The sequence below is a fragment of the Azohydromonas aeria genome, assembly GCF_009760915.1.
In the GTDB taxonomy this organism is placed as follows: domain Bacteria; phylum Pseudomonadota; class Gammaproteobacteria; order Burkholderiales; family Burkholderiaceae_C; genus Azohydromonas; species Azohydromonas aeria.
The window spans coordinates 51,260-76,210 of the sequence record NZ_VIDQ01000018.1; the positions used below are offsets into that span (position 1 = coordinate 51,260).

The following is a 24,951-nucleotide window of genomic DNA, read 5'->3' on the forward strand; positions in this document are numbered from 1 at the left end:
CATGGAACCCTTCAATCGGCCTTTCATGACCGGCCGGGAGTTCGTCTACATCGCCGAGGCCTATGCCAACGGCATGCTGGCGGGCGACGGCACGTTCACCAAGCAATGCCACGCGCTGCTGCAGCAGCAGATCGGCTGCGCGCAGGCGCTGCTGACGCACTCGTGCACGGCGGCGCTGGAAATGAGCGCGCTGCTGGCCGACGTGCAGCCCGGCGACGAGATCGTCATGCCGTCGTACACCTTCACGTCCACGGCCAATGCCTTCGTGCTGCGCGGCGGTGTGCCGGTGTTCGTGGACATTCGCCCCGACACGCTCAACCTCGACGAAACCCTGATCGAAGCCGCCATCACGCCCCGCACCAAGGCCATCGTGCCGGTGCATTACGCGGGCGTGGCTTGCGAGATGGACCCGATCCTGGGCATGGCACGCCAGCATGGCCTGCGCGTCATCGAGGATGCCGCGCAGGGCTATGGCTCCACCTATCACGGCCGGCCGCTGGGCAGCCTGGGCGACTTGGGATGCCTGAGCTTCCACGAGACGAAGAACGTCATCTCCGGGGAGGGAGGCGCGCTGCTGGTCAACGATCCCGCGCTGGGCGAGCGGGCCGAGATCGTGCGCGAGAAGGGCACCAACCGCAGCGCCTTCTTCCGCGGCGCGGTGGACAAGTACACCTGGGTCGACGTCGGCTCGTCGTACCTGCCCGGAGAGCTCATCGCGGCTTTCCTGTGGGCGCAGCTGCAGCAGGGCGAGGACATCACCCGGCGCCGCCTGGGCATCTGGCAGCACTACCACGACGGGCTGGCCGCGCTGGAGCAGCGCGGCTGGCTGCGGCGCCCCATCGTGCCGCCGCACTGCCAGCACAACGCGCACATGTACTACGTGCTGCTGCCCTCGCTGGCAGCACGGCAGGAAGTGATCCGCCGCATGCGCGCCGCCGGCGTGAGCCCGGTGTTTCACTACGTGCCGCTGCATTCCTCGCCCGCGGGGCGCCGATTCGGTCGCGCTGCCACGCCGATGACGCACACCGACGCCCTGTCGGAGCGACTGTTGCGGCTGCCGCTGTGGATCGGCGTCGACAGGGATCTGGTCCTGCGCACCTTCGTCGATGCCTGCACGGCGGTATGCGGCAGCCTGTGAAGATCCTGCACCTGGCCCGGGACGAGAAGTTCGTGCCGCTGTTGCAGCGGCTCTTCGAAGAGGCGCTGCCGGGCGCCCACCACTGGCTGATTGCGCAGTCGGTCCGCTCCGGCGCTTCCTTCGTGCAGCCCGCACCCGGCGTCACGTTCCGCAAGGAATGGCTGTTTCGCACCCCCTGGATCGCTCGCGACGTGCGGGACGCCGACGTGATCGTGGCGCACAGCATGACGACGATCTTCGCCAATGCCATCCGCCATGCACCGGCCGCGGCGCGGGTGGCCTGGATCGGCTGGGGCTACGACTACTATCCCTTGCTGACGCCCTTGCTGGGCGATTCCATCCTGCCAGCCACGCGGGCGCTTTGCGGTACCCCGCCGAAAGACGCGCGCGGTGGTGGCGGGTTTGCAGCCTGGTGGCGTGGCGCGCTGCGCAAGCGCGAGCGGCGCTCGCCCATGGCCCTGACGACGGTGGCATCGCGCCTTCACACCTTCTGCGTGATGCCCACCGAAGTCGAGCTCCTGCGCCAGGCCCTGCCGGCACTGCGCGGCACGCCCCACGAGCTGCCGCTGTTCACGGCCGAGGACGTGTTCGAGCGCGGGCCGGCTGCCATGGCCGGTCCGGACATCCTGCTGGGCAACTCGGCCACCGCGTCGAACAACCACGCCGATGCACTGGAGCTGCTGCGAGGGCGCATCGGCGACGGGCACCTGATCGTGCCCCTGTCTTACGGCGACAGCCGCTACGGCGCGCAAGTGGCGGCGCTGGGGCGCCAATGCTTCGGCGACCGCTTCGAGCCCCTGCAGCAGTGGATGCCGATCGACGCCTACAACGAGCGCATCGGCAGCTGCGGCTTCGTCGTCATGAACCACCGCAGGCAGCAGGCGGTGGGCAACATCGGCGCAGCGCTCTACAAGGGAGCTACCGTGTACCTGCGGCGCGAGAACCCGCTCTACCCGTTCTATTGCGGCCTGGGCATCGCCCTCAGGCCGATGGAGGCGCTGGCACAGGGCAGCGGTCCGCTGCAGCCGCTCACGGCTGAGGAGCGCGCCCGCAACCGTGCGCTGATCGGCGCCCACTACGCGCGTGAGCGCGTCCTGCAAGCCATCCGCGAGCTGCCGGCGCTGCAGTCCTGAGCCGGGTTACTGCCAGTGCCGGCCAATCCACGGCGCCGGCCGGGCGTAGCGCCAGTTGCCGTTGCGCCGGCCCGCCAGCGCGTCCGGCGGGTTCATCACGCCGTGGAAGATCAGGATGCGCGCCCCCTTGGGAATGCCGGGCTCGCGCCAGTAGTTGCTGGGAAAGCGCGGGATGCAGTGGTACTTCCAGCTCGCGCACCACGCCGCCGGCCAGTAGGCGAGCTTGCCCTGCTTGTGCAGTACGTCGGAGAGGAAGGCCTGCTCGTTGCGGAAGCTCGCGCGTGCCTCCTCGGCCTGGGCGCGGAACTGCGCCAGCACGTCGGCATGCGCGCCCAGCTCGAAGCGGTAGACCGAGGAGTTGCCGGTGACGCGCCAGGGCCGCTTCCAGTCGTGGATGATCAGGAACTGGCCCGGCTGCTCGAAGAAGGGCGTGATGTCGTCCACGATCACCACGTCCAGGTCCAGGAACAGCGCCGTGCCGCGCAGCCCGTGCAGGTCGGCCTCGAAGGTGGTGAGCTTCTTCCAGCCGCGCTCGGGGATGCCCGCGGGCAGCGCCAGGTCGGGAATGGGCAGGCAGCGCACTTCCGGGCGCACGCCCGCGCCGTCGTCGGTCAGGCAGACGAAGCTGAAGTCCCCGCGCAGGTGCCGGCGCACCATGGCATAGAGCCGGTTGACGTACTCGGGGCCGTACTTGGTGCCCCATTTCATGCACAGGATGACGCGCTGCTGCTGGCTCATGGCTGTCGGTGTTCTTCGGAGGTGAGTGAGGGCAGGCGTGTCAGAGGTCTTCGATGCGCTGCGTCGGGTAGGTATCCCAGCCCTGGCAGCCCGGGCACTGCCAGAAGTAGTTGCGCGCCTCGAAGCCGCAGGCGGCGCAGCGGTAGCGCTGCAGCGGCTGCGCGGCGCGCGCCACGGTGCCCTGCAGCCGCGTGCGCGTGTCCTCGGCCCAGTCGGACGGGGCGACCTCCAGCACCTGCGCCGCCACCGTCAGCCCGGGCTGGTGGCGCAGGTGCGCGAGCAGCCGCTGCGCCGAGCGCGCCGGGTCGTCGAGCAGGCGCAGCGCGGCCAGCAGGTCGGCGTCGGGCGCCTGCGCGTAGAGGGCCTGCATCAGCTCCAGCGCCCGCGCGCGCTGCCCGGCCGTGATGGCGGCCTGCGCGTAGGCCGGCGCCACCAGCGGGAAGGTCAGCGGATGGCGCGCGCGCAGCTCGTCCCAGGCATGCAGCGCCTGCGCCACGCGCCCGTCGCGCAGGTGGCGCTCGCCTTCGAGCACCCAGGGCCGCGGCGCTGCGGGCGCGGCCTCGCGCGCGCGCTGCAGCGCGGCTTCCGCGGCTGCGGCGTCGCCGCGCGCATCGGCCTCCTGCGCCAGCTCGCACCAGTAATGCGCGATGCGCGCGGCAAAGGAGCCGATGCCGCTCTTCTCCAGCCGCGCCGCCACGTCGGCCGCGGCGCGCCAGTCGCGCGAGCGCTCGTGCAGCGTCAGCAGCGCCAGCCGCGCCTCGGTGTCGAAGAGCGTGCCCTCCAGCGCGCGGAAGGCCTCCTCGGCGCGGTCGAACAGGCCGGCCTTCATGAAGTCCTGCGCCAGCGCGTGCTGCGCGCGCTCGCGCTCGGCGCCGGGCAGGTCGCCGCGCTGCAGCAGGTGCTGGTGCACGCGCACGGCGCGCTCGAACTCGCCGCGGCGGCGGAACAGGTTGCCCAGCGCGAAATGCAGGTCGGCGCTGTGCGGGTCGTCCTGCACGGCCTCGACGAAGGCGTCGATGGCCTTGTCCTGCTGCTCGTTGAGCAGCAGGTTCAGCCCCTTGAAATACGCCTTGGGCGCGTCGCGCTGCTCGCGCACCCACTGCCGCATCTCCAGCCGCGAGGCCAGCCAGCCCAGGGCGAAGGCGACGGGCAGCGCCAGCAGCAGCCACAGCGGATCGAGCACCATGTCAGAGTGCCTCGCGCGGGGGATGGTCGAGCGGCGCCTCGGCGGCCGCCGGCACGCCCGCGCCGGCAGCGGCGGCGACGGCCGGGTCGGGCGCGGCGGCGCGCGTGGCCTGGCGGCGGTGGTGCCACCACGCCGGCACCATGGCCAGCACCCCCACGGCGCAGCCCCCGGCAAAGGCGGCCAGCACCACGATCACCAGCGGCGCGTTCCACGACTGGCCGAAGAACCAGTGCACGGTGGCGTTGTGGCGGTTGTTGAGCGCGAAGGCGAACAGCGCGAAGAAGAGGAAGGCCCGCAGGAGCCAGACGAGGAAGCGCATGAGCCGGCAATTCTAGCCAGCGGCCGCGGCGCCATCCCCCGTTGCGAGGAGGCGCGGCCCCAATGAAAACGGCGCCCCGCAGGGCGCCGTCAGGCAAGAGCCGCGAAGGCCTTCGGGGTCAGTTCGCACCGAGCTCGGCGGGCTCCGGCGCGACGGGGACGTTGGCGTCCACCGCCTCGCGCAGCGCCTTGCCGGGCTTGAAGTGCGGCACCAGCTTCTCCGGGATCAGCACCGGCTCGCCGCTGCGGGGATTGCGCCCCATGCGCGGCGGACGGCGGTTGATGGAGAAGCTGCCGAAGCCGCGGATCTCGATGCGGTGGCCGCGCGCCAGGGCGTCGGACATCGCGTCGAGGATGGTCTTGACCGCGAACTCGGTGTCGCGGTGGGTGAGCTGGCCGAAGCGCTCGGCCAGCTCGGCCACGAGGTCGGAACGGGTCATGACCGCCGGGCGCCCTCAGTTTCAGCCGTTGTCGCGGTTGTCCAGCTTGGCACGCAGCAGCGCGCCCAGGCTGGTGGTGCCGGCGGTCTCGCGCTCGTTGCTCTGCGACAGGCGCTGCATGGCTTCCTGCTGGTCGGCGTTGTCCTTGGCCTTGATCGACAGCTGGATCGAGCGCGTCTTGCGGTCGATGTTGATGATCAGGGCCGACACGTCGTCGCCTTCCTTGAGCACGTTGCGCGCGTCCTCGACGCGGTCGCGGCTGATCTCGGAGGCACGCAGGTAGCCGGTGACGTCCTCGGTCAGCTGGATCTCGGCGCCGCGCGGATCGACCGTCTTCACCTTGCCGCTGACCAGCGAGCCGCGGTCATTGAGCGTGGTGAAGGTGGCGAACGGGTCTCCGTCGAGCTGCTTGATGCCCAGGCTGATGCGCTCGCGCTCCACGTCCACGGCCAGCACCACGGCCTCGACTTCCTGGCCCTTCTTGAAGTTGCGCACGGCGGCTTCGCCGGGCTCGTTCCAGGACAGGTCGGACAGGTGCACCAGGCCGTCGATGCCCTGGGCCAGGCCCACGAACACGCCGAAGTCGGTGATCGACTTGACCGGGCCCTTGACCTTGTCGCCGCGCTTGACGGTCTCGGCGAACTCTTCCCAGGGGTTGGGCTTGCACTGCTTCATGCCCAGGGAGATGCGGCGCTTGTCCTCGTCGATCTCCAGGACCATGACCTCGACTTCCTCGCCCAGGCTCACGACCTTGGCGGGGGCGACGTTCTTGTTGGTCCAGTCCATCTCGGAGACGTGCACCAGGCCCTCGATGCCCGGCTCGATCTCGACGAACGCGCCGTAGTCGGCGATGTTCGTGACCTTGCCGAACAGGCGGGTGCCGGCCGGGTAGCGGCGCGAGACGCCGTGCCACGGGTCGTCGCCCAGCTGCTTCAGGCCCAGCGAGACGCGGTTCTTCTCGGCGTCGAACTTCAGCACCTTGGCGTCGAGCTCCTGGCCCACCTGGACCACTTCGCTCGGGTGGCGCACGCGGCGCCAGGCCATGTCGGTGATGTGCAGCAGGCCGTCGATGCCGCCGAGGTCCACGAACGCACCGTACTCGGTGATGTTCTTGACCACGCCGTGCACGATGGCGCCTTCCTGCAGCGTCTCCAGCAGCTTGGCGCGCTCTTCGCCCATCGAGGCTTCGACCACGGCGCGGCGGCTCAGCACCACGTTGTTGCGCTTGCGGTCGAGCTTGATGACCTTGAACTCCATCGTCTTGCCTTCGTAAGGAGTCAGGTCCTTGACGGGGCGGGTGTCGATGAGGGAGCCGGGCAGGAAGGCGCGGATGCCGTTGACCAGGACGGTCAGGCCGCCCTTGACCTTGCCGGAGACGGTGCCGGTGACGAAGTCGCCGGACTCCAGCGCGTTCTCCAGCGACAGCCACGAGGCCAGGCGCTTGGCCTTGTCGCGCGACAGGATCGTGTCGCCGTAGCCGTTTTCCAACGCGTCGATCGCCACCGAGACGAAGTCGCCGACCTGGACTTCAACTTCGCCCTGGTCGTTCTTGAATTCCTCGACGGGGACGTAGGCCTCGGACTTCAGGCCGGCGTTCACCACCACGAAGTTGTGCTCGATGCGAACCACCTCGGCGGAGATGACCTCGCCAGCGCGCATGTCGCGCTGCTGCAGGCTTTCTTCGAACAGGGCGGCAAAGGACTCGCCGCCCTGGGTGGCGAATTGGGTTTCCATCATGGGTGTTTCCTGGCCGGGGAACCGCGTCGGGTGAAGAGGGCGGCGCCGGCGTTTCGGTGCAACTGCCGTTGCGGGGTTGGGGTTGCAGATCCGCCTTCCCGGCGCGCCTGGGTTGGAAGCGCGTGAACCGCGCTGGCGCGATGCCAGCAAGGCGGCGGGAGGGCGGGCCTCGGGTGCTTTCGTGACCGTGTCGTTCAGGGCTGCGGCGTGCCGCCGCCCGTCGTGGAAAACGGTCCGCGCTGTGCCCACCACTGCAGCACCATGGCGGTGGAGACTTCCACCGTCTGGGCCGAGTTGTCCAGCAGCAACGCGTCCTGAGCCGGCTTCAAGGGAGCGATCAGGCGGTTGCGATCCCGCTCGTCCCTGGCCTCAAGGTCGGCTCGAAGCCCGTCGATGCTAGCAGAAATCCCTTTAGAAATCAATTGCTTATATCGGCGCTCGGCGCGCATGGCCGGACTGGCCGTGAGGAATACCTTCAGCGGCGCGTCCGGGAAGATCACGGTGCCCATGTCGCGCCCGTCGGCCACGAGGCCCGGCGCGCGCCGGAACGCCAGCTGCACCGCGTACAGCGCCGCGCGCAACTCGGGCAGCGCCGAGATGCGCGAGGCGGTGGAGCCGACCTCCTCGCGGCGCAGCTCCGCGCTCACGTCCTGGCCGTCGAGCAGCAGCCGCTCGCCCTCGAAGCGCAGGTTCAGCCCGCGCGCCAGCGCCGCCATGGCCGCGCCGTCGGTGGTGTCCACGCCGCGCGCGAGGGCCGCCAGCGCCGTGACGCGGTAGAGCGAGCCCGAGTCCAGCGTGTGGTAGCCCAGCGCCTGCGCCACCGAGCTCGCGAGCGTCCCCTTGCCGCTGGCGGTGGGGCCGTCGATGGTGATCACGGGCACCTGCGCGCGATCGGCCGTGGCCAGGCCGAACAGGGTCTCGAAGTAGTCCGGGAAGGTCTTGCCCACGCACTTCGGGTCGAGGATGCGCACCGGCACCACCGGCTGCGCGCCGGCCAGCGGGTTGAAGGCCGCCAGCGACAGGCACATCGCCATGCGGTGGTCGTCGTAGGTGTGGATCGCCGCGGGCCGCCAGCCGCTGCCCGCCGGCGGCGAGACCTCGATGAAGTCGGCGCCCTCGACCACCGCGGCGCCGACCTTGCGCAACTCGGCGGCCATGGCGGCGATGCGGTCGGTCTCCTTCACGCGCCAGCTGGCGATGTTGGTCAGCCGCGTCGCGCCGCGCGCGTACAGCGCCATCACCGCCAGCGTCATGGCCGCGTCGGGGATGTGGTTGCAGTCGAGCTCCAGCGCGCGCAGCGGCCAGGCGCCGCGCTGCACCTCGATGAAGTTGGGGCCCAGCGTGACGGCCGCGCCCATGGCGCGCGCCGCGTCCACGAAGGCCACGTCGCCCTGGATCGACTCGCTGCCCACGCCCTCGATGCGCACCGGCGCGCCGGTGGCGGCAATCGCGCCCAGCGCCACGAAGTACGAGGCCGAGGACGCGTCGCCCTCGATCCAGACCTCGCCGGGCGAGCGGTAGGCGCTGCCCGCGGGAATGGTGAAGCGCTCCCAGCCGTCGCGCTGCACCTCGATGCCGAAGCGCGCCAGCAGCTTGAGCGTGATGTCGATGTAAGGCTTGGAGATCAGCTCGCCCTGCACCTCGACCGTGATCGGCGCGTCGCCGCTGACCAGCGGCAGCGCCAGCAGCAGCGCGGTCAGGAACTGGCTGGAGACGTCGCCGCGCACGCGGATGGGCGCGGCGGTATCGACCGCGCCGCCGGCCCGGCCCGTGAGGCGCAGTGGCGGGTAGCCCTCCTGGCCCAGGCACTCGACGCCGCAGCCGAGCTGGCGCAGCGCCTCCACCAGGTCGCCGATGGGGCGCTCGTGCATGCGCGGCACGCCCGACAGTTCGAACCGGCCGCCCTGCGTCGCCGCCAGCAGCGCCAGCGCGGCGGTCAGCGGGCGCATCGCGGTGCCGGCATTGCCGAGGAACAGCGCCGCCTCGTGCTGCTGGAGCCGCCCGCCCAGGCCGGTGACGCGCAGCGCGCCGCTGCCGGCGTCGTCCTCAATACCGCAGCCCAGCTGGCGCAGCGCCTGCAGCATCACGCGCGTGTCGTCCGAGTCCAGCAGGTCGTGCACCAGCGTCTGGCCTTCGCACAGGCCGGCCAGCAGCAGCACGCGGTTGGAGATGCTCTTGGAGCCGGGCAGGCGCACCGTGCCGGCGGCGCCGGTGAGCGGGGGCAGGTCGAGGAAGGGGATGTCGTACATGCGTGCAGTCGCGTCGAAGGCGCACCGCACGAAGCGGGCGGTGCGAATAAGAGTGTCAGCGGGAGGATGCCGGGGGCGCGCCCAGGTGCCAGCGCGCGCGCGCCTGCGCCACCTGCCGGATGTGGTCTTCCAGCGCCGCGGCGTCGCCCGCGCGCAGCAGCGCCTCGAAGCCGTCGAGCGCCTCGCGGAAGTGCCACGCCTGGCGCAGCACCTCGTCGCGGTTGGCCAGCAGGATGTCGCGCCACACCGCGGCATCGCTGGCGGCGATGCGGGTGAAGTCGCGGAAGCCCGGGCCGGCCAGGCTCAGGAAGTCGCTGCCCGCGGCCTGCCGCGCCACGCCGTCGAAATAGGCGTAGGCCAGCAGGTGCGGCAGGTGGCTGACGGCGGCGAAGGCGGCGTCGTGCTCGGCGGCACCCATGCAGCGCACGCGCGCGCCCAGTGCCTCCCACAGCGCCGCCGCGCGCTGGACCAGCTCCGGCGGGTTCTCGGGCAGCGGCGTGAGGATGGCGTGGCGCCCGGCGAAGAGCGCGGCGTCGGCATGCGCCACGCCGGCCGTTTCCTTGCCCGCGATCGGGTGCGCGGGCACGAAGCGCGGCAGCGCCGCGCCCAGCACGCGCCGCGCGGCGGCTGCCACGTCGTGCTTGGTGCTGCCCACGTCCATCAGCAGCGCGTGCTCGCCCAGCGCCGGCGCCACGGCCGCGAGCACGCCCTCGGCGGCGGCCACCGGCACGGCCACGAGCACCAGGTCCGCGCCCGCGGCGGCCTGCGCGGCCGAGGGCGAGATCTCGTCGATCACGCCCAGTTGCAGCGCCTGCGCCAGCGCCGCCGCATCCGGGCCGCAGCTCACGACGTGGCCGACCAGCCCGGCGCGGCGCAGCGCCAGCGCGAAGGAGCCGCCCATGAGGCCGCAGCCCAGCAGCGCCAGCCGCTCGCAGCGCATGTCAGTGCCGGTCCAGCGGGTAGCCGCCGAGGAGCTTGAAGAAGCTGCACTGCGCGCGCAGCGCCTGCAGCGCCTGCGCCACGTGCGCGTCCTGCGGATGGCCCTGCAGGTCGATGTAGAAGAAGTACTCCCACTGGCCCGAGCGCGCCGGGCGGGACTCGAAGCGGCTCATCGACACGCCGGCGTCCTTGAGCGGCACCAGCAGGTCGTGCATCGCGCCGGGCTGGTTCGGCACCGCCACCACCAGGCTGGTGCAGTCCAGGCCGGAAGGGCCGGGCAGGGCCTGGCGCTGCGGGTCGGCCACCATCACGAAGCGGGTGCGGTTGAGCGGGTCGTCCTGCACGCCGGGCGCCACCAGGTGCAGCCCGAACTCGTTGCCCGCGCGCACGCTGGCCAGCGCGGCCAGCGACGCGTCCTGCGCCGCCAGCCGCGCCCCTTCGGCGTTGCTGGCCACGGGGCGGCGCTCGACGCCGGGCAGGTGCTGCGACAGCCATTCGTGGCACTGCGCCAGCGCCTGCGGATGCGCGCACACGGCCTGGATGCCCTCCGTGTCCTCGCGCAGGCGCAGCAAGTTGTGGCGCACCAGCAGGCTGGTCTCGCCCACGATGGACAGCGGCGTGGTCAGGAACAGGTCCATCGAGCGCGCCACGGCGCCCTCGGTGGAGTTCTCCACCGGCACCACGCCGAAGTCGGCCGAGCCTGCGCTGGTGGCGCGGAACACCTCGTCGATGCTGGCGCAGGGCACGCGCACGATCGAGCTGCCGAAGTAGTTGAGCGCGGCCTCCTCGCTGAAGGTGCCCGCCGGGCCCAGGAAGGCCACGCGCGTGGGCGTCTCCAGCGCGCGGCAGGCCGACATCAGCTCGCGCCAGATCGGCGCCAGGCTCTCATTCTTCAGCGGCCCCGGGTTGACGGCCTTGAGGCCCTCGATCACCTGCTGCTCGCGCTCCGGGCGGAACACGGGCGAGCCTTCCTTCTTCTTGATCTCGCCCACCGCCTGCGCCAGCGCGGCGCGGCGGTTGATCAGCGCCAGCAGCTCGCGGTCGAGCGCGTCGATGCGCACGCGCAGGCCCGGCAGGTCTTGGGGCAGTGAATCGTCAGCCATGGCGGGCCTGGAACTCGGTCATGTAGGACACCAGCGCCTGCACGCCTTCGAGCGGCATGGCGTTGTAGATGGAGGCGCGCAGGCCGCCGACGGACTTGTGGCCCTTGAGCTGCAGCAGCCCGCGCTCGGCCGCGCCTTCGAGGAAAGGCGCGTACAGCCGGTCGTCGGGCATGAAGAAGGGCACGTTCATGCGCGAGCGGCAGGCCGCGTCCACCTTGTTGCTGTAGAAGCCCGAGGCGTCGATGGCGCCGTAGAGGAGCTGCGCCTTCTCGATGGCGCGCCGCTCCATCTCGGCCACGCCACCCTGGCGCTGCAGCCACTGGAACACCAGCCCGGCGATGTAGATCGCGTAGGTTGGCGGCGTGTTGTACATGGAGCCGTGCTCGGCCACGGTCTTGTAGTCGAAGGCCGAGGGGCAGGCGGGGAGGGCATGGCCGACTAGGTCCTCGCGCACGATGACGAGGGTCAGCCCGGCCGGGCCGATGTTCTTCTGTGCCCCGGCGAAGGCCAGCCCCACGCGCGACCAGTCGATGGTGCGCGAGAGGATGTGCGAGGAGCAGTCCACCACCAGCGGCGCATCGCTGCCCAGGCTCTTCAGGTCGGGCAGGGCGTGGAACTCCACGCCGTGGATGGTCTCGTTGCTGCACACGTGCACGTAGCGCGCCTGGCGCCGCAGCCGCCACGTGGCCGCGTCGGGCAGCGTGGTGTGGCTGCCGTCGGCGGCCGCGTTGCTGGCGGCGAGCTGCGCGTCACAGTACTTCTTCGCTTCCTTGAGCGACTTCTGCGACCAGCTGCCGGTGACGACGAAGTCCGCCGCCGCGCCGCCCGACAGGTTCAGCGGGACGATGGCGTTCTCGGCCAGCCCGCCGCCCTGCATGAACAGGATGTGGAAGTTGGGCGGCACCGCCAGCAGCCGGCGCAGGTCGGCCTCGGCCTGGTGGGCGATCGAGATGAATTCCTTGCCGCGGTGGCTCATCTCCATCACGCCCATGCCGCTGCCGTGCCAGTCGAGCATCTCGGCGCCGGCCTGCGCCAGCACCTCGGCCGGCAGCGCCGCGGGGCCGGCGGAGAAGTTGTAGGGACGCTGCTTCATGGCCTCACTTCCTGGGTGCGCTGGCCGGGGGCTGGACGGGCTTGGCGCCGCCGGCCTCCAGGCGCTTGCGCAGGGCGCCCTCCAGCGCCTGGAGGCGCGGCTCGATGCCGGCCTTGGTCTCGGCCACGAGCTTTTGCGTGAGGGCCTGCTGCATCTCGGGCGTGGCCTGCTCGAACTTCTTCGCCACCGGCGACTCCAGCCAGGCGATGAGCGTCTTGAGCTCGTCCTCGCTGAAGCGCGACTCCAGCACCGGGCCGAGCGTGGCCGGCGCCAGCTCCGCGGCGCGCTTGCGCAGCGTCGGCTCGATCTCGTCGTGGAACTTGCGCACCTCGGCCTGGATGTCCTTGGCCGTGGCCTCGCGCTTGTCGGCCGGCACCGCCTGCAGCGCCGGGGCGACGGCGGCCAGCACCCGGTTGGCGGTCTGCACGGCCACGTTGCGGCCCAGGTTCTCGGCGCCCTGCTGCTGCAGCTGTACCGCCTTCTGCACCAGGTCCTTCTTGCTCTGCGCCTGCGCGGTGCCGCCGGCCACGGTCAGCGCCGCGGCCAGCGCGATCGTCTTCCACATCAAGAGTTGTTCTCCTCGCCGGCCTCGGGGGCGGCCGCGTTGTCCACGTTGGCATCGTTCTCGACGATGCGCTGCAGGCCGCCCAGGCGGGAGCCGTCATCCAGCGCGATCAGCGTCACGCCCTGGGTGGCGCGGCCCAGCTGGCGGATCTCGGACACGCGCGTGCGCACCAGCACGCCACGGTCGGTGATGAGCATGATCTCGTCGGCCTCGCGCACCAGCGTTGCGGCCACCACCTTGCCGTTGCGCTCGCTCTGCAGCATCGAGATCATTCCCTTGCCGCCGCGGCCGTGGCGCGTGTACTCCGCAATGGGCGTGCGCTTGCCGAAGCCGTTCTCGCTGGCGGTGAGCACGCTCTGGCTCTCGTCCTCGGCCACCAGCAGCGCGATCACGCTCTGCCCGGCTTCGAGCGCCATGCCGCGCACCCCGCGCGCGTTGCGGCCCATCGGGCGCACGTCGTTCTCGTCGAAGCGCACCGCCTTGCCGCCGTCGGAGAACAGCATCACGTCATGCTTGCGGTCGGTCAGCGCCGCGCCGATGAGGTAGTCGCCCTCGTCGAGGTCCACGGCGATGATGCCGGCCTTGCGCGGGTTGCTGAACTCGTCGAGCGGCGTCTTCTTGACCGTGCCCAGCGCGGTCGCCATGAACACGTAGTGGTCCGCGGGGAAGGTGCGGAACTCGCCCGTGAGCGGCAGCACGACGGTGATCTTCTCGTCGGGCTGCAGCGGGAACATGTTGACGATGGGCTTGCCGCGCGAGGCGCGTCCGCCCTGCGGCACCTCCCAGACCTTGAGCCAGTACACGCGCCCGCGGTTGGAGAAGCACAGGATCCAGTCGTGCGTGTTGGCGATGAAGAGCTGGTCGATCCAGTCGTCTTCCTTGGTCTGCGCCGCCTGCTTGCCGCGTCCGCCGCGCTTTTGCGAGCGGTACTCGGACAGCGCCTGGCTCTTGATGTAGCCCGTGTGCGACAGCGTCACGACCATGTCGGTGGGCGTGATCAGGTCCTCGGTGCCGAGCTCCTGCACGTTGTGCTCGATGGTCGAGCGCCGCGCGCCCACCTTGGTCTGGCCGAACTCGGTGCGCACCGCCTGCAGCTCGCCGCCGATGATGGCCGTCACGCGCTCGGGCTTGGCCAGGATGTCGAGCAGGTCGGCGATGGCGGCCATCACCTCCTTGTACTCGCCGATGATCTTGTCCTGCTCCAGACCGGTCAGGCGCTGCAGCCGCATCTGCAGGATCTCGCCGGCCTGCTCGTCGGAGAGGCGGTACAGCCCATCGGGCTGCAACCCGTAGTGCGAGGGCAGCCCCTCGGGGCGGAAGGCCTCGCGCCCGCCGATGGCGTCGGCCTGCGCGCGCGCGAGCATCTCGCGCACGAGCGAGGAGTCCCAGCTGCGCGCCATGAGCTCCGTGCGCGCCAGCGGCGGCGTGGGCGCGGCCTTGATGATGGCGATGAAGTCGTCGATGTTGGCCAGCGCCACGGCCAGGCCTTCGAGCACGTGGCCGCGCTCGCGCGCGCGGCGCAGCTCGTACACGGTGCGCCGCGTCACGACCTCGCGCCGGTGCTCCAGGAAGATCTCCAGCAGCTGCTTGAGGTTGCACAGCCGCGGCTGGCCGTCCACCAGCGCCACCATGTTGATGCCGAAGCTGTCCTGCAGCTGCGTCTGCTTGTAGAGGTTGTTGAGCACGACCTCCGGCACCTCGCCGCGCTTGAGCTCGATGACCACGCGCATGCCGGACTTGTCGGACTCGTCCTGGATGTGGCTGATGCCCTCGATCTTCTTGTCGTTGACGAGCTCGGCGATGCGCTCCAGCAGCGTCTTCTTGTTGACCTGGTAGGGGATCTCGTCGACGACGATGGCCTGGCGCTCGCCGTTCCTGCCGATGTCCTCGAAGTGGCAGCGCGCGCGCATCACCACCTTGCCGCGGCCGCTGCGGTAGCCCTCGCGCACGCCGGCGAGGCCGTAGATGATCCCGGCGGTGGGGAAGTCCGGCGCGGGGACGATCTCCATGAGCTCGTCGAGCGTCGCCTCGGGTCGGCCCAGCAGCAGCAGGCACGCGTCCACGACCTCGTTGAGGTTGTGCGGCGGGATGTTGGTGGCCATGCCCACGGCGATGCCGGCGCTGCCGTTGACTAGCAGGTTGGGCAGCCGCGTGGGCAGCACCAGCGGCTCCTTCTCGGAGCCGTCGTAGTTGGGGCCGAAGTCGACGGTCTCCTTGTCGATGTCGGCCAGCATCTCGTGGGCGATCTTCGACAGCCGGATCTCGGTGTAGCGCATGGCCGCGGCGTTGTCGCCGTCGACCGAGCCGAAGTTGCCCTGGCCGTCCACGAGCATGTGGCGCAGGGAGAAGTCCTGTGCCATGCGCACGATGGTGTCGTAGACCGCGCTGTCGCCATGCGGGTGGTACTTACCGATGACGTCGCCGACGATGCGCGCGGACTTCTTGTACGGGCGGTTCCAGTCGTTGTTGAGCTCGTGCATGGCGTAGAGCACGCGCCGGTGCACGGGCTTGAGGCCATCCCTCGCGTCGGGCAGGGCACGGCCCACGATCACGCTCATGGCGTAATCGAGATACGAGCGCCGCATCTCCTCTTCGAGGCTGATGGGCAGGGTTTCCTTGGCGAACTGGGTCATGGGGAAATGAGGGCGCGGCGTCAGGGCGCGCGGCGAAAGGCGCGCACGGCCGGCTCCGCGTGAAGCAGCGGCAATCGGCGATTCTAAGCGGCGCGGCCTGTAGCAGCCGCGCAACAGGGGCAGGCGCCGCGCCGGGGTGCCCGGGCCAAAATGGGTCGGTCAAGAAGCCCCGATGGCACAATGGGTCGTCGGTGGTGATCGCTCGCGAGACCGGGTGTTTGCCGGGTTTTCTTGCTTCCGATTCGGACGTTTCGCAGAGTCCTGCGGCTTTCCTTGAGAGGAGAATCAATGAAGAAACTGAACGCCGTGGCGGTGCTGTTTGCATCCGCCGCGCTTGCTGCCCCGCTGTCGAGCGCGTTTGCCCAGACGGTCGACAACTGGCGTGCCACGGACGGCACGGTCGTCAAGAACGGCACCAACGAACTGTGCTGGCGCAACTCCACCTGGACGCCGGCCACGGCTTCCCAGCAGTGCGACGGCGCGCTGAAGCCGCCGGCGCCCCCGGCCGCTCCGGCTCCTGTGGCCGCCCCGGCCCCGGCGCCCGCTCCGGCCCCGGCTGCCCCGGTCGTGCCGGCTGCCCCGGTGAGCGAGAAGGTCACCTACGCCGCCGACGCGTTCTTCGACTTCGACAAGGCCGTGCTCAAGCCCGATGCCCGCGCCAAGCTCGATGACCTGGTGAGCAAGACCGGTGGCGTGAACCTGGAAGTCATCATCGCCGTGGGTCACACCGACTCCGTCGGCACCGATGCCTACAACCAGCGCCTGTCGGTGCGCCGCGCCGAGGCCGTCAAGGCCTACCTGGTGAGCAAGGGCATCGAGAAGAACCGCGTCTACACCGAGGGCAAGGGCGAGAAGCAGCCCGTGGCCGACAACAGGTCCGCCGAAGGCCGCGCCAAGAACCGCCGCGTGGAAATCGAAGTGGTGGGCACCCGCGCCGCCGGCCGCTGATCGGCTGTATCTACCGCAGCGGATCGGTCGTCACGACGGTCTTCTGCGGTCTTCGCAAACCCCGCCTCGGCGGGGTTTGTGCTTTCCGAGGGCTACCATTCCGGGATGATCAACGCCGACCCCCAAGAGCTGGCCAAGTTCAGCGAGCTCGCCCACCGCTGGTGGGATCCCGAAAGCGAATTCCGTCCCCTGCACCAGATCAATCCGCTGCGGCTGCAGTGGATCGACTCGCTGGCACCGCTGGCGGGCAGGCAGGTGCTCGACGTGGGCTGCGGCGGCGGCATCCTGGCCGAATCCATGGCGCAGCGCGGCGCGCAGGTGCTGGGCATCGACCTGGCCACCAAGCCGCTGAAGGTGGCACAGCTGCACGCGCTGGAGTCCGGCGTGCACGGCGTGGACTACCGCGAAGTGGCCGTGGAGGCGCTGGCCGCCGAGATGCCCGCTCGCTTCGACGTGGTCACGTGCATGGAGATGCTCGAGCACGTGCCCGCGCCGGAGTCGGTGGTGGCGGCCTGCACCGCGCTGGTCAAGCCCGGCGGCTGGGTCTTCTTCTCCACGCTCAACCGCAACGCCAAGGCCTTCCTGTTCGCCATCGTTGGCGCGGAGTACGTGCTCAAGCTGCTGCCGCGCGGCACGCACGAGTACGAGAAGTTCATCCGCCCCAGCGAGCTGGCGCGCTGGTGCCGCGATGCCGGGCTGGAGCTGCAGCGCACGCGCGGGCTCGAATACAACCCGCTCACGCGCCGCTATGCGCTCACGCACGACACCAGTGTCAACTACCTCTTCGCGCTGCGCAGGCCGGTGGCCTGAGCCCTGGACGCCCAGTCCGCCGTACGCGCCCTGATGCAGTCCACATGACGCCTTCAATTCGTTGCGTTCTCTTCGATCTCGACGGCACGCTCATCGACAGCGCTCCCGACCTGGCCGGTGCCGCCAATGCCATGCGCACCGCGCGGGGACTTCCCGAGGTGCCTTACGAGCGGCTGCGCCCGATGGTCGGTGCCGGTGCGCGCGGCATGGTCGGCGCCGCCTTCGGCACCGCGCCGGGCCAGGAAGGCTTCGAGGCGCTGCGCGACGAATTCCTGCAGCGCTACGAGCAGGGCCTGCTGCAGCGCACCGCCGTGTTCGCCGACATGGCGCTGGTGCTGCAGGCGCTGGAGCGCGCTGCGCTGCCCTGGGGCATCGTCACCAACAAGCACGAGCGCTTCACCGCGCCGGTGGTGCAGGGGCTGGGTCTGCGCGAGCGCGCCGCCGTGGTGATCTGCGGCGACACCACCGCGCATGCCAAGCCCCATCCCGAGCCGCTGCTGGAGGCGGCACGCCGCGCAGGCGTGGCGCCGCGGGACTGTGTCTACATCGGCGACGACCTGCGCGACGTGCAGGCCGGCCGCGCCGCGGGCATGGCCACGCTGGCCGCCGCCTGGGGCTACCTGGGCGAGCGCGAGCCGATTGACGCATGGGGCGCCGATGCCGTGATTGAAAAGCCCTTTCAACTCTTGAAATGGCTTCGGCTGGCCTAAAATGCGGTCTACCTCAGCAAAGGGGCCGACCCGGTTTCGACGTGGGTGCGGATCCGGCGCAGGGCATGTCGAGCACCAGTTCGCTCGTAAATCCACTGGAACAAAGTAACTGCGAACGACGAACGTTTCGCTCTCGCCGCTTAACACCGGTGAGCCTCTCAACGGTTGGCCAATGGGCCGGGCCCGCAAGGGCTGAGAGGTCATTCACATTGGCTGGGTTCGCGCCGGGTCACTCGGTGCGGGCTGAGATCAAGTGACTGGCTCCACAGGTAGCGTGCTGCTGCGCGACCTGCGGGGCGAGACTCAAATCAGTCAGCTAAACATGTAGAACTGTCCGGTGATGGCTTGCGGACGGGGGTTCAATTCCCCCCGGCTCCACCAATCCCAAAGACGCCCTGCTGCGCAAGCGGCAGGGCGTTTTTTCTTGCCCGTGTCCCCGGCGGCCCGGGCTCGGCGCACGCCAGCGGGCGGTGCGCGCGGTGCCTGCGCAACGTTTTCAACGCTTTCTTACCTTCTAGGGATTGTCGCGCCCTGGCCTCGCTTCGCATAAGCCTGCTACCGGGCACTTCAGCACTGCCGCGGTCTTCTTGTGCAACTACGTCGGAGAAGCGGAAATGGACTGGGAAAACATGTGGGACGTGGCCAGCGTGCAGCTCACGAGCTTCGCGCTCAAGGCTGCCGGTGCCATCGTGGTGTGGATCGTGGGCCGGTACCTGATCGCGCTGGCGGTGCGGCTGGTGTCGGCCGCGGCGACGCGGCAGAAGGTCGATCCGACCATCCTGCGCTACCTCGCCAGCGCCGTGACGGTGACGCTCAACGTCATCCTGGTCGTGGCGATCCTGGGCTACTTCGGGGTCGAGACCACGTCCTTCGCCGCGCTGCTGGCGGCTGCGGGCATCGCCATCGGCGCGGCCTGGGCCGGGCTGCTGTCGAACTTCGCCGGCGGCGCCTTCCTGATCGTGCTGCGGCCCTTCAAGGTCGGCGACTACGTCAAGGTCGGCGGCGTGGAGGGCACGGTCACCGAGATCGGCCTCTTTGCCAGCACCATCCTCACGCCCGACAACGTCACCACCTTCGTGGGCAACGGCAAGATCTTCGGTGACACCATCTCCAACTACTCCGCCAGCACCTGGCGGCGCGTGGACCGCGAGGCGCAGCTGGCGCACTCGGTCAATCCGCAGGACGCCATCGCGCGGCTGCGCACCGCCCTCATGACCATCCCCAACGTCGAGAAGAGCCCCGCGCCGACGGTCGAGATCATCGACTTCAACGAGCGCGGCACGCGGCTGGCGGTGCGGCCCTACACCCACACCGACCACTACTGGCAGGTCTACTTCGACACCAACCGCGTCATCAGCGAGACCTTCGGCGCCGCCGGCTACCCGGTGCCGGAGGCGCACGTGCTCATGGGCCAGAAGCCCGTGGCCCTGCCCGTGCCCGGCGCCACGCCGGCCGGCACGGGCACGCCCAGCAGCGCGACCGCGGTTGCCTGAGCGGGCATTTCCCCGGGGCGCGCCGCCCTCAGCCCCGTCCCACGTACGGCATGCCGGTGGCCATCACGGTCATGGTCAGCACGTTGGCTTCGAGCGGCAGCCGCGCCATGGCCAGGAAGGTGCTCGTCACCGCGTCCATGCCCATGCGCGCCTCGGGCCGCACGCTGCCGTCGGCCTGCAGCACGCCCGCGGCCATGCGCTCGGTCATGTCGGTGGCGACGTTGCCGATGTCGATCTGGCCCACCGCGATGTCGAAGGCGCGCCCTTCCAGCGCCGCGGCGCGGGTCAGGCCCGTGATGGCGTGCTTGGTGGTGGTGTAGGGCACGGAGAAGGGCCGCGGCGCGTGCGCCGAGATCGAGCCGTTGTTGATGATGCGGCCCCCGCGCGGCGACTGCGCCTTCATCAGCCGGAAGGCGTGCTGCGTGCACAGGAAGGGGCCGTGCAGGTTCACGTTCACCGCCGCCTGCCATTGCTCCAGCGGCAACTCGTCCACCGGCGTGGCCGGCGTGAACACGCCGGCGTTGTTGAACAGCAGGTCCAGCCGCCCGAAGCGCTGCTGCAGCGTGTCGAAGAGGCGCTGCACGGCCGCGGCGTCGCTCACGTCGGCGCTCACGGCCAGCGCGCGCGCATCGATGTCGCCCCAAGGGTCGCCTGCCGCGGCGATGGCCTGTTCCAGCGCGGGCAGCCGGCGCCCGGCGAAGACGACGCGCCAGCCGTCGCGCAGCAGCGCCTGCGCGCAGGCCGCGCCGATGCCGCTGCCCGCGCCGGTGACCAGCGCGACCTTGTCGTGGGGAACGTTTTGCATGGGAGTCTCCAGCGTTGTCGTGGTTGCGAGCCGCCGGCGCGCTGCCGCGGCGGGGCGCGCAGTATGCGGCAGCACCGGCGCGCTGCCGGGCTGGAGCGGCGCAGCCGGCCACAATCGGGCCGATGAACACCGCCTCCACCCCCGACGCCGCATCCGGCTCCCCGCCCGTCTTCACGCAGGTCGAGCTCTTCACCGACACCGACGGCCGCGCGCGCTTTCGCGAGCGGCCCATCGCGTTGACCGAGGGCACGCCCGCGTCGCGCCTGTCCGCGCCGCTGCCCGCGGGCGCGCTGCAGCTGCGTCAGAGCCCGCCGGGCTTTCGCAGCGAGTTCCACTGCACCGGCCAGCCGCAATGGCTGTTCGTGCTGGCCGGGCGCATGGAAATCGGGCTGCAGGACGGCAGCACGCGCGTGTTCGGTCCGGGCCAGCATTTCTACTCGGCCGACACGCTGCCCGAAGGCGCAACGTTCGACCCGACGGTGCACGGCCACCGCAGCCGCGCACTGGGCGACGAGGCGCTGGTGACGCTGTTCGTGCGCGGCTGAGGCTGCGCGCGGACGGTGCATGGCACGCCGTCCCGATGCACCGGGCACGTGCGTTGCCAACTCCCCGGAAGCCACGACGGCACGTCCGATGGCGCGGGGCGGAAGGCTCCGCCCCAGCGCACGGCGGCGTCGGCTTCACCCACACAGGAGTTCACCACATGAGCATCGTCCGCAAGAGCCTTCTGGCCGCCGCCCTCTGTACCGCCGCCGCCACCGGCTTCGTCCACGCCCAGTCCTCGGGCACGACGGACAGCCCCAGCAGCACCGGCATGGGCAACGCGACGCCGGGCGTGCCGGCGCCCACCGGCCCCAACACCGCCACTAGCCCCAACGTCACCGGCGCAGGCACGGGCAGCACGGGCACCACCGGCAGTGGCTCCTCGATGAGCGGCTCCAGCTCCGGCAACATGGGCTCGGGCACGGGCTCCAGCACCACCGGCGTCACCGGCAACAACACCTCCGGCAACCAGGGCACCAACTCCGGCACCATGGGCAACAACGCCCCCAGCGGCAGCAGCAGCAGCATGGGCACCAGCGGCAGCACCACCGGTGCCGGCGGCACGTCGTCGTCGAGCATGTCGGCCACCCCGGGCACGACCGGCTCGATGAGCAGCAGCAACAGCTCCTCGTCCTCGAACATGTCCGGCGGCACGGGCACGACCGGCACGACCGGCTCGGGCTCCATGGGCAGCACCGGCAGCAGCTACGGCAGCGGCAGCGACATGAGCGGCACGGGCTCGCGCGCGGCGCGCGCCGACCGCAACTGACCGGCACAGCCGCCACGCGAGGAGGGCCCGCAGCCGGGCCTTCGTCGCCGGCTCAACCAGAAGGACCGCCGCCGGCGGTCCTTTTTTCGTGGCAATCCGGCTGTCGATTCAGGGCTGGTGCCGGGCGCCGCCGCCGTGCGCCACCTGCGCCAGCGCCGGCGCGGACGCGGGCGGCAACTTCAGGAACACCTCGCGCAGCGGCCGCACTTCGGGCAGCACGTACACCACCGGCGCCGCGCCGGCGCGGCTCACCGGCATCAGCACCTGCTCGAAGAAGGCCGTGGGCACGTTGATGCAGCCATAGGAGATGCGGTTGTCGCGCACGCCCGGGCTGGCCAGGCGCTGCAGCCGCCGCTCGGCCGGGTCGGTGGTGAGCACGCGGTGCATGGAAACCGCGGCGTCGTAGTCCACCCACAGCACGTCCTCGCCGCGCAGGTTCCGCCCGATCTCGCCCTGGAAACGCCCGGCCGGGGTGGTGCGCTCGTGCGGCCGGACCTGCTCCAGCGGCCGGTCGCCGATGCCGGGCACCGTGTCGTCGCCGCGCGCCGAGCCCAGCAGCACCGGCGAGGCGCCGCGCAACTGGCCGCCGGACTCGAACACGTACAGCCGCGCCCGGCGCTTGTCCACGATGACGAAGGGCCGCCGCTCGGTGTCGCCGGAGCTCAGCGCCCAGTCGGCGACGCGGCGCACCTCGGCCGCGGCCGCCTGGGTGCCGAAGTCGGCCTGGCGCGGCAACTCCGGCAGTTCTGGTAGCGCCGGCACCTCCGGCAGCGCGGCAGCGGCCGGCGCCGGCGGCACCTCCAGGGGTGCCTGGGCTTCGGGGGCCGCCACGATTGCCGGCGTGCCACCGTCCAGCCTTCCGCTGCCGCCGTCTCCCCACAGCATCACCGTCGCCGCTGCAGCCAGCCCGGCGCCCGCCAGCAATGCCAACGCTTGCCCGCTCTTCTTCAAGGCCGTACTCCCGCCATGTTGCTGTCCGGGCGTCAGCAAGGCCGGTTCCCGGCAGGGTCGGCACACCCCGCGACCTCGGCATCCCGATTGCGACTGCGGCGTCGAACCGCCCGGGCCCTCTCTCGGACTTCGCGAAACGGCTGCGGCGGCGCACGTTCACCCGTCATCCACCCGCCAGGCGCCACGGCGCCGAAGGAGTCTCGCCATGGAAAGCCGCGCCCGACTGCTGGGGCATCCCGTGCACCAGCAGCTCATCGCCTTCCCGCTGGGCCTGCTGGCCACGGCGCTGCTGTTCGACCTGGTCTACCTGGTCGGCGGCAACGGCACGATGGCCTTCGTGTCCTACTGCCTGATCTCCGTGGGCCTGCTCACCGGGCTGGTGGCGGCGCCCTTCGGCACCATCGACTGGCTGGCGATCCCCAGCGGCACGCGCGCCAAGCGCGTCGGGCTGCTGCACGGCGTGGGCAACCTGGTGGTGATGGGGCTGTTCCTGGGCAGCTGGCTGCTGCGCCGCGGCGCGCCGGAGTCGCCCCAGAGCAGCGCCTTCGTGCTGTCCTTCGCCGCGGGGGCGCTGACGCTGGTGACGGCCTGGCTCGGCGGCGAGCTGGTCAGCCGCCTGGGCGTGGGCGTGTCCGACCGCGCCGGGCTCGACGCCGAGAGCTCGCTGCGCGACAGCGGCCCGGGCCGCGACCACGCGCCGCAGCGCGGCCGCTGAAAACGGCGCCGCCCCCTTGCGGGGGCGGCTGTGAAGGAATTACCGGAAGGCAGGTAAAGCGCCGGGGCTGCGGCCCCGGCCCCAGCCCACCGGGCTCAATCCCGGGAGTCCCGGGAATTTCTGGGGCCCTTGGTGTTGCGCAGCATCACCAGGCGCGAGAGCCCGAACAGGTTCACCGACTGCACCGCCTGCAGCTGCCAGTCGTGCACGAGGATGTGCTCCTCGAATCCGAAGTCGGAGCGAAAGCCCACGCGGTCGGCCATCGAGCGCACCGCACGCTCCATGAGCCACCAGAAGCGGCTGCCGCTGAAGTGGTTGACGATGAGGATGGTGCCGTCCGGGCGGCACACGCGGCGCACCTCGGCCACCAGGCGCGACGGTTGCGGCGTCACCGACAGCACGTAGGGCAGGGTGACGCAGTCGAAGCTGTCGTCGGGAAAGTCCATGGCCTCGGCGTTCATCACGTGCAGCGCGATGTCGCGCCCGGGCAGCGCCGCGGCGCGCTGGCGCGCGCGCTCGAGCATGTCGGGCGACAGGTCCACCCCGACCACGCGCGAATGCGCCGGGTAGCCCGCCAGCGTCAGCCCCGTGCCCACGCCGACTTCGAGCACCGACGCCGGCTGCAGCGCGGCGGCGGCCTGCGTCATGGCGCGGCGACCGGGCTCCAGCACGCTGCCGAACACGAAATCGTAGAGCGAGGCGTAGCGGTCGTAGGCACGCACCACGCTGTCTTCGGGCATGGCCGACGGCGGCGGCGCGCCGTCGTGACGGGCGGCGTGCGCGTCGGGGGCGGACTTGCCGCTTTGGGCGGCTTGGGGCGTGGAGCTCATGGGCGTCGGGTCTCCTGGGCGGTGGTGACACAAGTCTTGACGGGGAAGGCAGGCGATGCAACCCGGGTGCCCACGGAGCCCGCAGGGGCCGCGCTTGCCGGTGCGCCGCGGTGTCGGGGCATCACAGCCGTGCCCGGAAAGCGCGCCGCACCTCGGAGGCGCCGGTCAGGCTGGGCTCGATCGTGCGGGTGAACCAGCCCGGCTCGCCGCGCAGGAAGTGCGCGTGCAGGTCCACCAGGCGGCCGTGGCGCGCGGCCTGCGCGGCAATGATCTCGTTGACGCGGCGGTGGTTGGCGCGCGCCCGGGCCGCGGGCACGCTCAGGAAGTTGCGTGCGTCGTCGCCGAAGGTCGGGTCGTACACCGTGCCCAGCAGCACCGGGCGCACCGGCATCGTCCGCAGGAATGCCGCCAGCGCCGCCTCGAAGGCGCGCAGCCCCGTGCCGCCGTCGCCGGCCAGGCCGCGCAGCAGGTCGTTGCCGCCCACCGTCAGCAGCGCCGCGGCCGCGCCTTCGGGCGGGCGCAGGCCGTGCGCCTGCGCGGGCAGATCCGCCACCGTGGCGCCGTCCAGCGCGCGGTGCTCCAGCCGCGCCGCACCATGCGCGTGGCGCAGGTCCAGGCCGCGGAACTCGGGAAACAGTGCGTCGTCGTTGCGCACCAGCAGGCCGCCGGGCGTGAGGCCATGCGCGTTGTAGCGCCCGCAGTCGAGCACCGAGTCACCGAAGGTCAGCAGCGTGAAGGGCGGTGGCGCGCCCTGCGCGGTGCGCCCCAGCAGTGCCGCGCCGGCCGCGCACAGCCAGCCGCGCCGCGTGGTTCGAAAAGGCTCCATGGCCGGGGCGCGGCAGGCCGCATGCCGCGGCTTTTCCCGGGCTCATCCGGGTATTCGGGCACTCGACTTGCCCGCCTGGAGTCATCGGCAATGTCGCCGATTCCCTGCAAGAGGATCGCCATGACGCAGCAAAAGGGCAGCTCCAGCCAGCAGCAAGGCCAGGGCAAGCAATCGCAGAACAAGCAGCAGGACCAGTCCGGCTCCAGCAGCAAGCAGCAAGGCCAGAAGAGCAGCGGCAGCCAGCACAAGCAGCAGCAGAAGTAAGGTCCGCGAGGTCCC

25 protein-coding genes and 1 other RNA gene are annotated in these 24,951 nt (G+C 71.0%); 11 read left to right on the forward strand and 15 right to left on the reverse strand.

From position 1 onward, the window contains the following. The first annotated feature begins 1 nt into the window (after nucleotide 1). Both rffA and FJ694_RS13140 read left to right on the forward strand, forming a co-directional pair. On the forward strand, nucleotides 2–1,138 hold the full coding sequence (rffA, locus tag FJ694_RS13135) for a dTDP-4-amino-4,6-dideoxygalactose transaminase (RefSeq protein WP_157267693.1): 1,137 nt from the start codon (nucleotides 2–4) through the stop codon (nucleotides 1,136–1,138). Next, nucleotides 1,135–2,271, forward strand: coding sequence for a TDP-N-acetylfucosamine:lipid II N-acetylfucosaminyltransferase family protein (locus FJ694_RS13140; protein ID WP_157267694.1), 1,137 nt, complete (start codon nucleotides 1,135–1,137; stop codon nucleotides 2,269–2,271). The genes rffA and FJ694_RS13140 overlap by 4 nt, the downstream gene beginning before the upstream one ends. Before the next feature lie 6 nt (nucleotides 2,272–2,277). Here FJ694_RS13140 and FJ694_RS13145 read toward each other — a convergent pair whose 3' ends face one another. From FJ694_RS13145 to gyrA, 11 genes are all read right to left on the reverse strand, one after another. Next, a complete protein-coding gene (locus FJ694_RS13145) occupies nucleotides 2,278–3,009 on the reverse strand; it encodes a glycosyltransferase (RefSeq protein ID WP_157267695.1) in 732 nt (243 codons plus the stop codon). Between the two features lie 40 nt (nucleotides 3,010–3,049). Then, nucleotides 3,050–4,195 carry a lipopolysaccharide assembly protein LapB gene (gene lapB, locus FJ694_RS13150; protein WP_157267696.1) on the reverse strand — a complete coding sequence of 382 codons (1,146 nt, stop codon included), beginning with the start codon at nucleotides 4,193–4,195 and terminating at the stop codon, nucleotides 3,050–3,052. A 1-nt stretch (nucleotide 4,196) separates the two neighbouring features. Beyond that, nucleotides 4,197–4,514: a LapA family protein gene (locus FJ694_RS13155; RefSeq protein WP_157267697.1), complete on the reverse strand. Its 318-nt coding sequence runs from the start codon at nucleotides 4,512–4,514 to the stop codon at nucleotides 4,197–4,199. Between the two features lie 118 nt (nucleotides 4,515–4,632). Further along, nucleotides 4,633–4,953 (reverse strand): integration host factor subunit beta, encoded by a 321-nt coding sequence (locus tag FJ694_RS13160; protein ID WP_157267698.1) that lies wholly within the window; start codon nucleotides 4,951–4,953, stop codon nucleotides 4,633–4,635. Nucleotides 4,954–4,974: 21 nt separating this feature from the next. Further along, complete coding sequence (gene rpsA, locus FJ694_RS13165) at nucleotides 4,975–6,690, reverse strand: 30S ribosomal protein S1 (RefSeq protein ID WP_198320817.1); 1,716 nt, start codon at nucleotides 6,688–6,690, stop codon at nucleotides 4,975–4,977. Between the two features lie 194 nt (nucleotides 6,691–6,884). After that, the gene (locus FJ694_RS13170; protein WP_157267699.1) at nucleotides 6,885–8,939 is read right to left on the reverse strand and encodes a bifunctional 3-phosphoshikimate 1-carboxyvinyltransferase/cytidylate kinase; all 2,055 of its coding nucleotides are present in this window, start codon (nucleotides 8,937–8,939) and stop codon (nucleotides 6,885–6,887) included. 55 nt (nucleotides 8,940–8,994) lie between these two features. Continuing rightward, a complete protein-coding gene (locus FJ694_RS13175) occupies nucleotides 8,995–9,879 on the reverse strand; it encodes a prephenate dehydrogenase (RefSeq protein WP_157267700.1) in 885 nt (294 codons plus the stop codon). Between the two features lies 1 nt (nucleotide 9,880). Beyond that, nucleotides 9,881–10,981, reverse strand: a complete 1,101-nt coding sequence (gene pheA / locus FJ694_RS13180; RefSeq protein ID WP_198320818.1) for a prephenate dehydratase — start codon at nucleotides 10,979–10,981, stop codon at nucleotides 9,881–9,883. Beyond that, nucleotides 10,974–12,074, reverse strand: coding sequence for a 3-phosphoserine/phosphohydroxythreonine transaminase (gene serC / locus FJ694_RS13185; RefSeq protein WP_157267701.1), 1,101 nt, complete (start codon nucleotides 12,072–12,074; stop codon nucleotides 10,974–10,976). Before serC ends, pheA begins: the two co-directional genes overlap by 8 nt. Before the next feature lie 4 nt (nucleotides 12,075–12,078). Continuing rightward, nucleotides 12,079–12,639, reverse strand: coding sequence for a DUF2059 domain-containing protein (locus tag FJ694_RS13190; protein WP_157267702.1), 561 nt, complete (start codon nucleotides 12,637–12,639; stop codon nucleotides 12,079–12,081). Then, nucleotides 12,639–15,272 carry a DNA gyrase subunit A gene (gene gyrA / locus FJ694_RS13195; protein ID WP_157267703.1) on the reverse strand — a complete coding sequence of 878 codons (2,634 nt, stop codon included), beginning with the start codon at nucleotides 15,270–15,272 and terminating at the stop codon, nucleotides 12,639–12,641. Before gyrA ends, FJ694_RS13190 begins: the two co-directional genes overlap by 1 nt. A gap of 288 nt (nucleotides 15,273–15,560) precedes the next feature. On the opposite strand from gyrA, the gene ompA reads away from it, so the two are divergent. The 5 genes from ompA to FJ694_RS13220 all read left to right on the forward strand — a co-directional run bounded on the left by ompA (nucleotide 15,561) and on the right by FJ694_RS13220 (nucleotide 19,233). After that, nucleotides 15,561–16,220, forward strand: a complete 660-nt coding sequence (ompA, locus tag FJ694_RS13200; RefSeq protein WP_157267704.1) for an outer membrane protein OmpA — start codon at nucleotides 15,561–15,563, stop codon at nucleotides 16,218–16,220. Nucleotides 16,221–16,325: 105 nt separating this feature from the next. Next, on the forward strand, nucleotides 16,326–17,030 hold the full coding sequence (gene ubiG / locus FJ694_RS13205; protein ID WP_157267705.1) for a bifunctional 2-polyprenyl-6-hydroxyphenol methylase/3-demethylubiquinol 3-O-methyltransferase UbiG: 705 nt from the start codon (nucleotides 16,326–16,328) through the stop codon (nucleotides 17,028–17,030). A 44-nt stretch (nucleotides 17,031–17,074) separates the two neighbouring features. Beyond that, complete coding sequence (gene gph / locus FJ694_RS13210; protein ID WP_157267706.1) at nucleotides 17,075–17,740, forward strand: phosphoglycolate phosphatase; 666 nt, start codon at nucleotides 17,075–17,077, stop codon at nucleotides 17,738–17,740. A 21-nt stretch (nucleotides 17,741–17,761) separates the two neighbouring features. Continuing rightward, nucleotides 17,762–18,121, forward strand: a transfer-messenger RNA (tmRNA) gene (ssrA, locus tag FJ694_RS13215). Between the two features lie 233 nt (nucleotides 18,122–18,354). Further along, the gene (locus FJ694_RS13220; protein ID WP_157267707.1) at nucleotides 18,355–19,233 is read left to right on the forward strand and encodes a mechanosensitive ion channel family protein; all 879 of its coding nucleotides are present in this window, start codon (nucleotides 18,355–18,357) and stop codon (nucleotides 19,231–19,233) included. 28 nt (nucleotides 19,234–19,261) lie between these two features. Here FJ694_RS13220 and FJ694_RS13225 read toward each other — a convergent pair whose 3' ends face one another. Further along, the gene (locus tag FJ694_RS13225) at nucleotides 19,262–20,038 is read right to left on the reverse strand and encodes an SDR family oxidoreductase (protein WP_157267708.1); all 777 of its coding nucleotides are present in this window, start codon (nucleotides 20,036–20,038) and stop codon (nucleotides 19,262–19,264) included. Nucleotides 20,039–20,160: 122 nt separating this feature from the next. Here FJ694_RS13225 and FJ694_RS13230 point away from each other — a divergent pair, with 122 nt between their 5' ends. Both FJ694_RS13230 and FJ694_RS13235 read left to right on the forward strand, forming a co-directional pair. Continuing rightward, entirely contained in the window at nucleotides 20,161–20,583 is a 423-nt protein-coding gene (locus tag FJ694_RS13230) for a cupin domain-containing protein (protein WP_157267709.1), read from the forward strand. Nucleotides 20,584–20,741: 158 nt separating this feature from the next. Beyond that, entirely contained in the window at nucleotides 20,742–21,350 is a 609-nt protein-coding gene (locus tag FJ694_RS13235; protein WP_157267710.1) for a hypothetical protein, read from the forward strand. 108 nt (nucleotides 21,351–21,458) lie between these two features. Here FJ694_RS13235 and FJ694_RS13240 read toward each other — a convergent pair whose 3' ends face one another. Next, nucleotides 21,459–22,301, reverse strand: a complete 843-nt coding sequence (locus FJ694_RS13240) for a L,D-transpeptidase (protein ID WP_198320819.1) — start codon at nucleotides 22,299–22,301, stop codon at nucleotides 21,459–21,461. 205 nt (nucleotides 22,302–22,506) lie between these two features. Between FJ694_RS13240 and FJ694_RS13245 the strand changes: the two genes are divergently transcribed. Further along, on the forward strand, nucleotides 22,507–23,016 hold the full coding sequence (locus FJ694_RS13245; protein ID WP_157267711.1) for a DUF2231 domain-containing protein: 510 nt from the start codon (nucleotides 22,507–22,509) through the stop codon (nucleotides 23,014–23,016). Nucleotides 23,017–23,111: 95 nt separating this feature from the next. On the opposite strand, the gene FJ694_RS13250 is transcribed toward FJ694_RS13245, so the two are convergent. Both FJ694_RS13250 and FJ694_RS13255 read right to left on the reverse strand, forming a co-directional pair. Beyond that, nucleotides 23,112–23,846 carry a class I SAM-dependent methyltransferase gene (locus tag FJ694_RS13250; RefSeq protein ID WP_157267712.1) on the reverse strand — a complete coding sequence of 245 codons (735 nt, stop codon included), beginning with the start codon at nucleotides 23,844–23,846 and terminating at the stop codon, nucleotides 23,112–23,114. A gap of 121 nt (nucleotides 23,847–23,967) precedes the next feature. Further along, complete coding sequence (locus FJ694_RS13255) at nucleotides 23,968–24,672, reverse strand: GDSL-type esterase/lipase family protein (protein WP_157267713.1); 705 nt, start codon at nucleotides 24,670–24,672, stop codon at nucleotides 23,968–23,970. Between the two features lie 120 nt (nucleotides 24,673–24,792). Here FJ694_RS13255 and FJ694_RS13260 point away from each other — a divergent pair, with 120 nt between their 5' ends. Next, nucleotides 24,793–24,936, forward strand: a complete 144-nt coding sequence (locus FJ694_RS13260) for a hypothetical protein (protein WP_157267714.1) — start codon at nucleotides 24,793–24,795, stop codon at nucleotides 24,934–24,936. The last annotated feature ends 15 nt before the right edge of the window (nucleotides 24,937–24,951 follow it).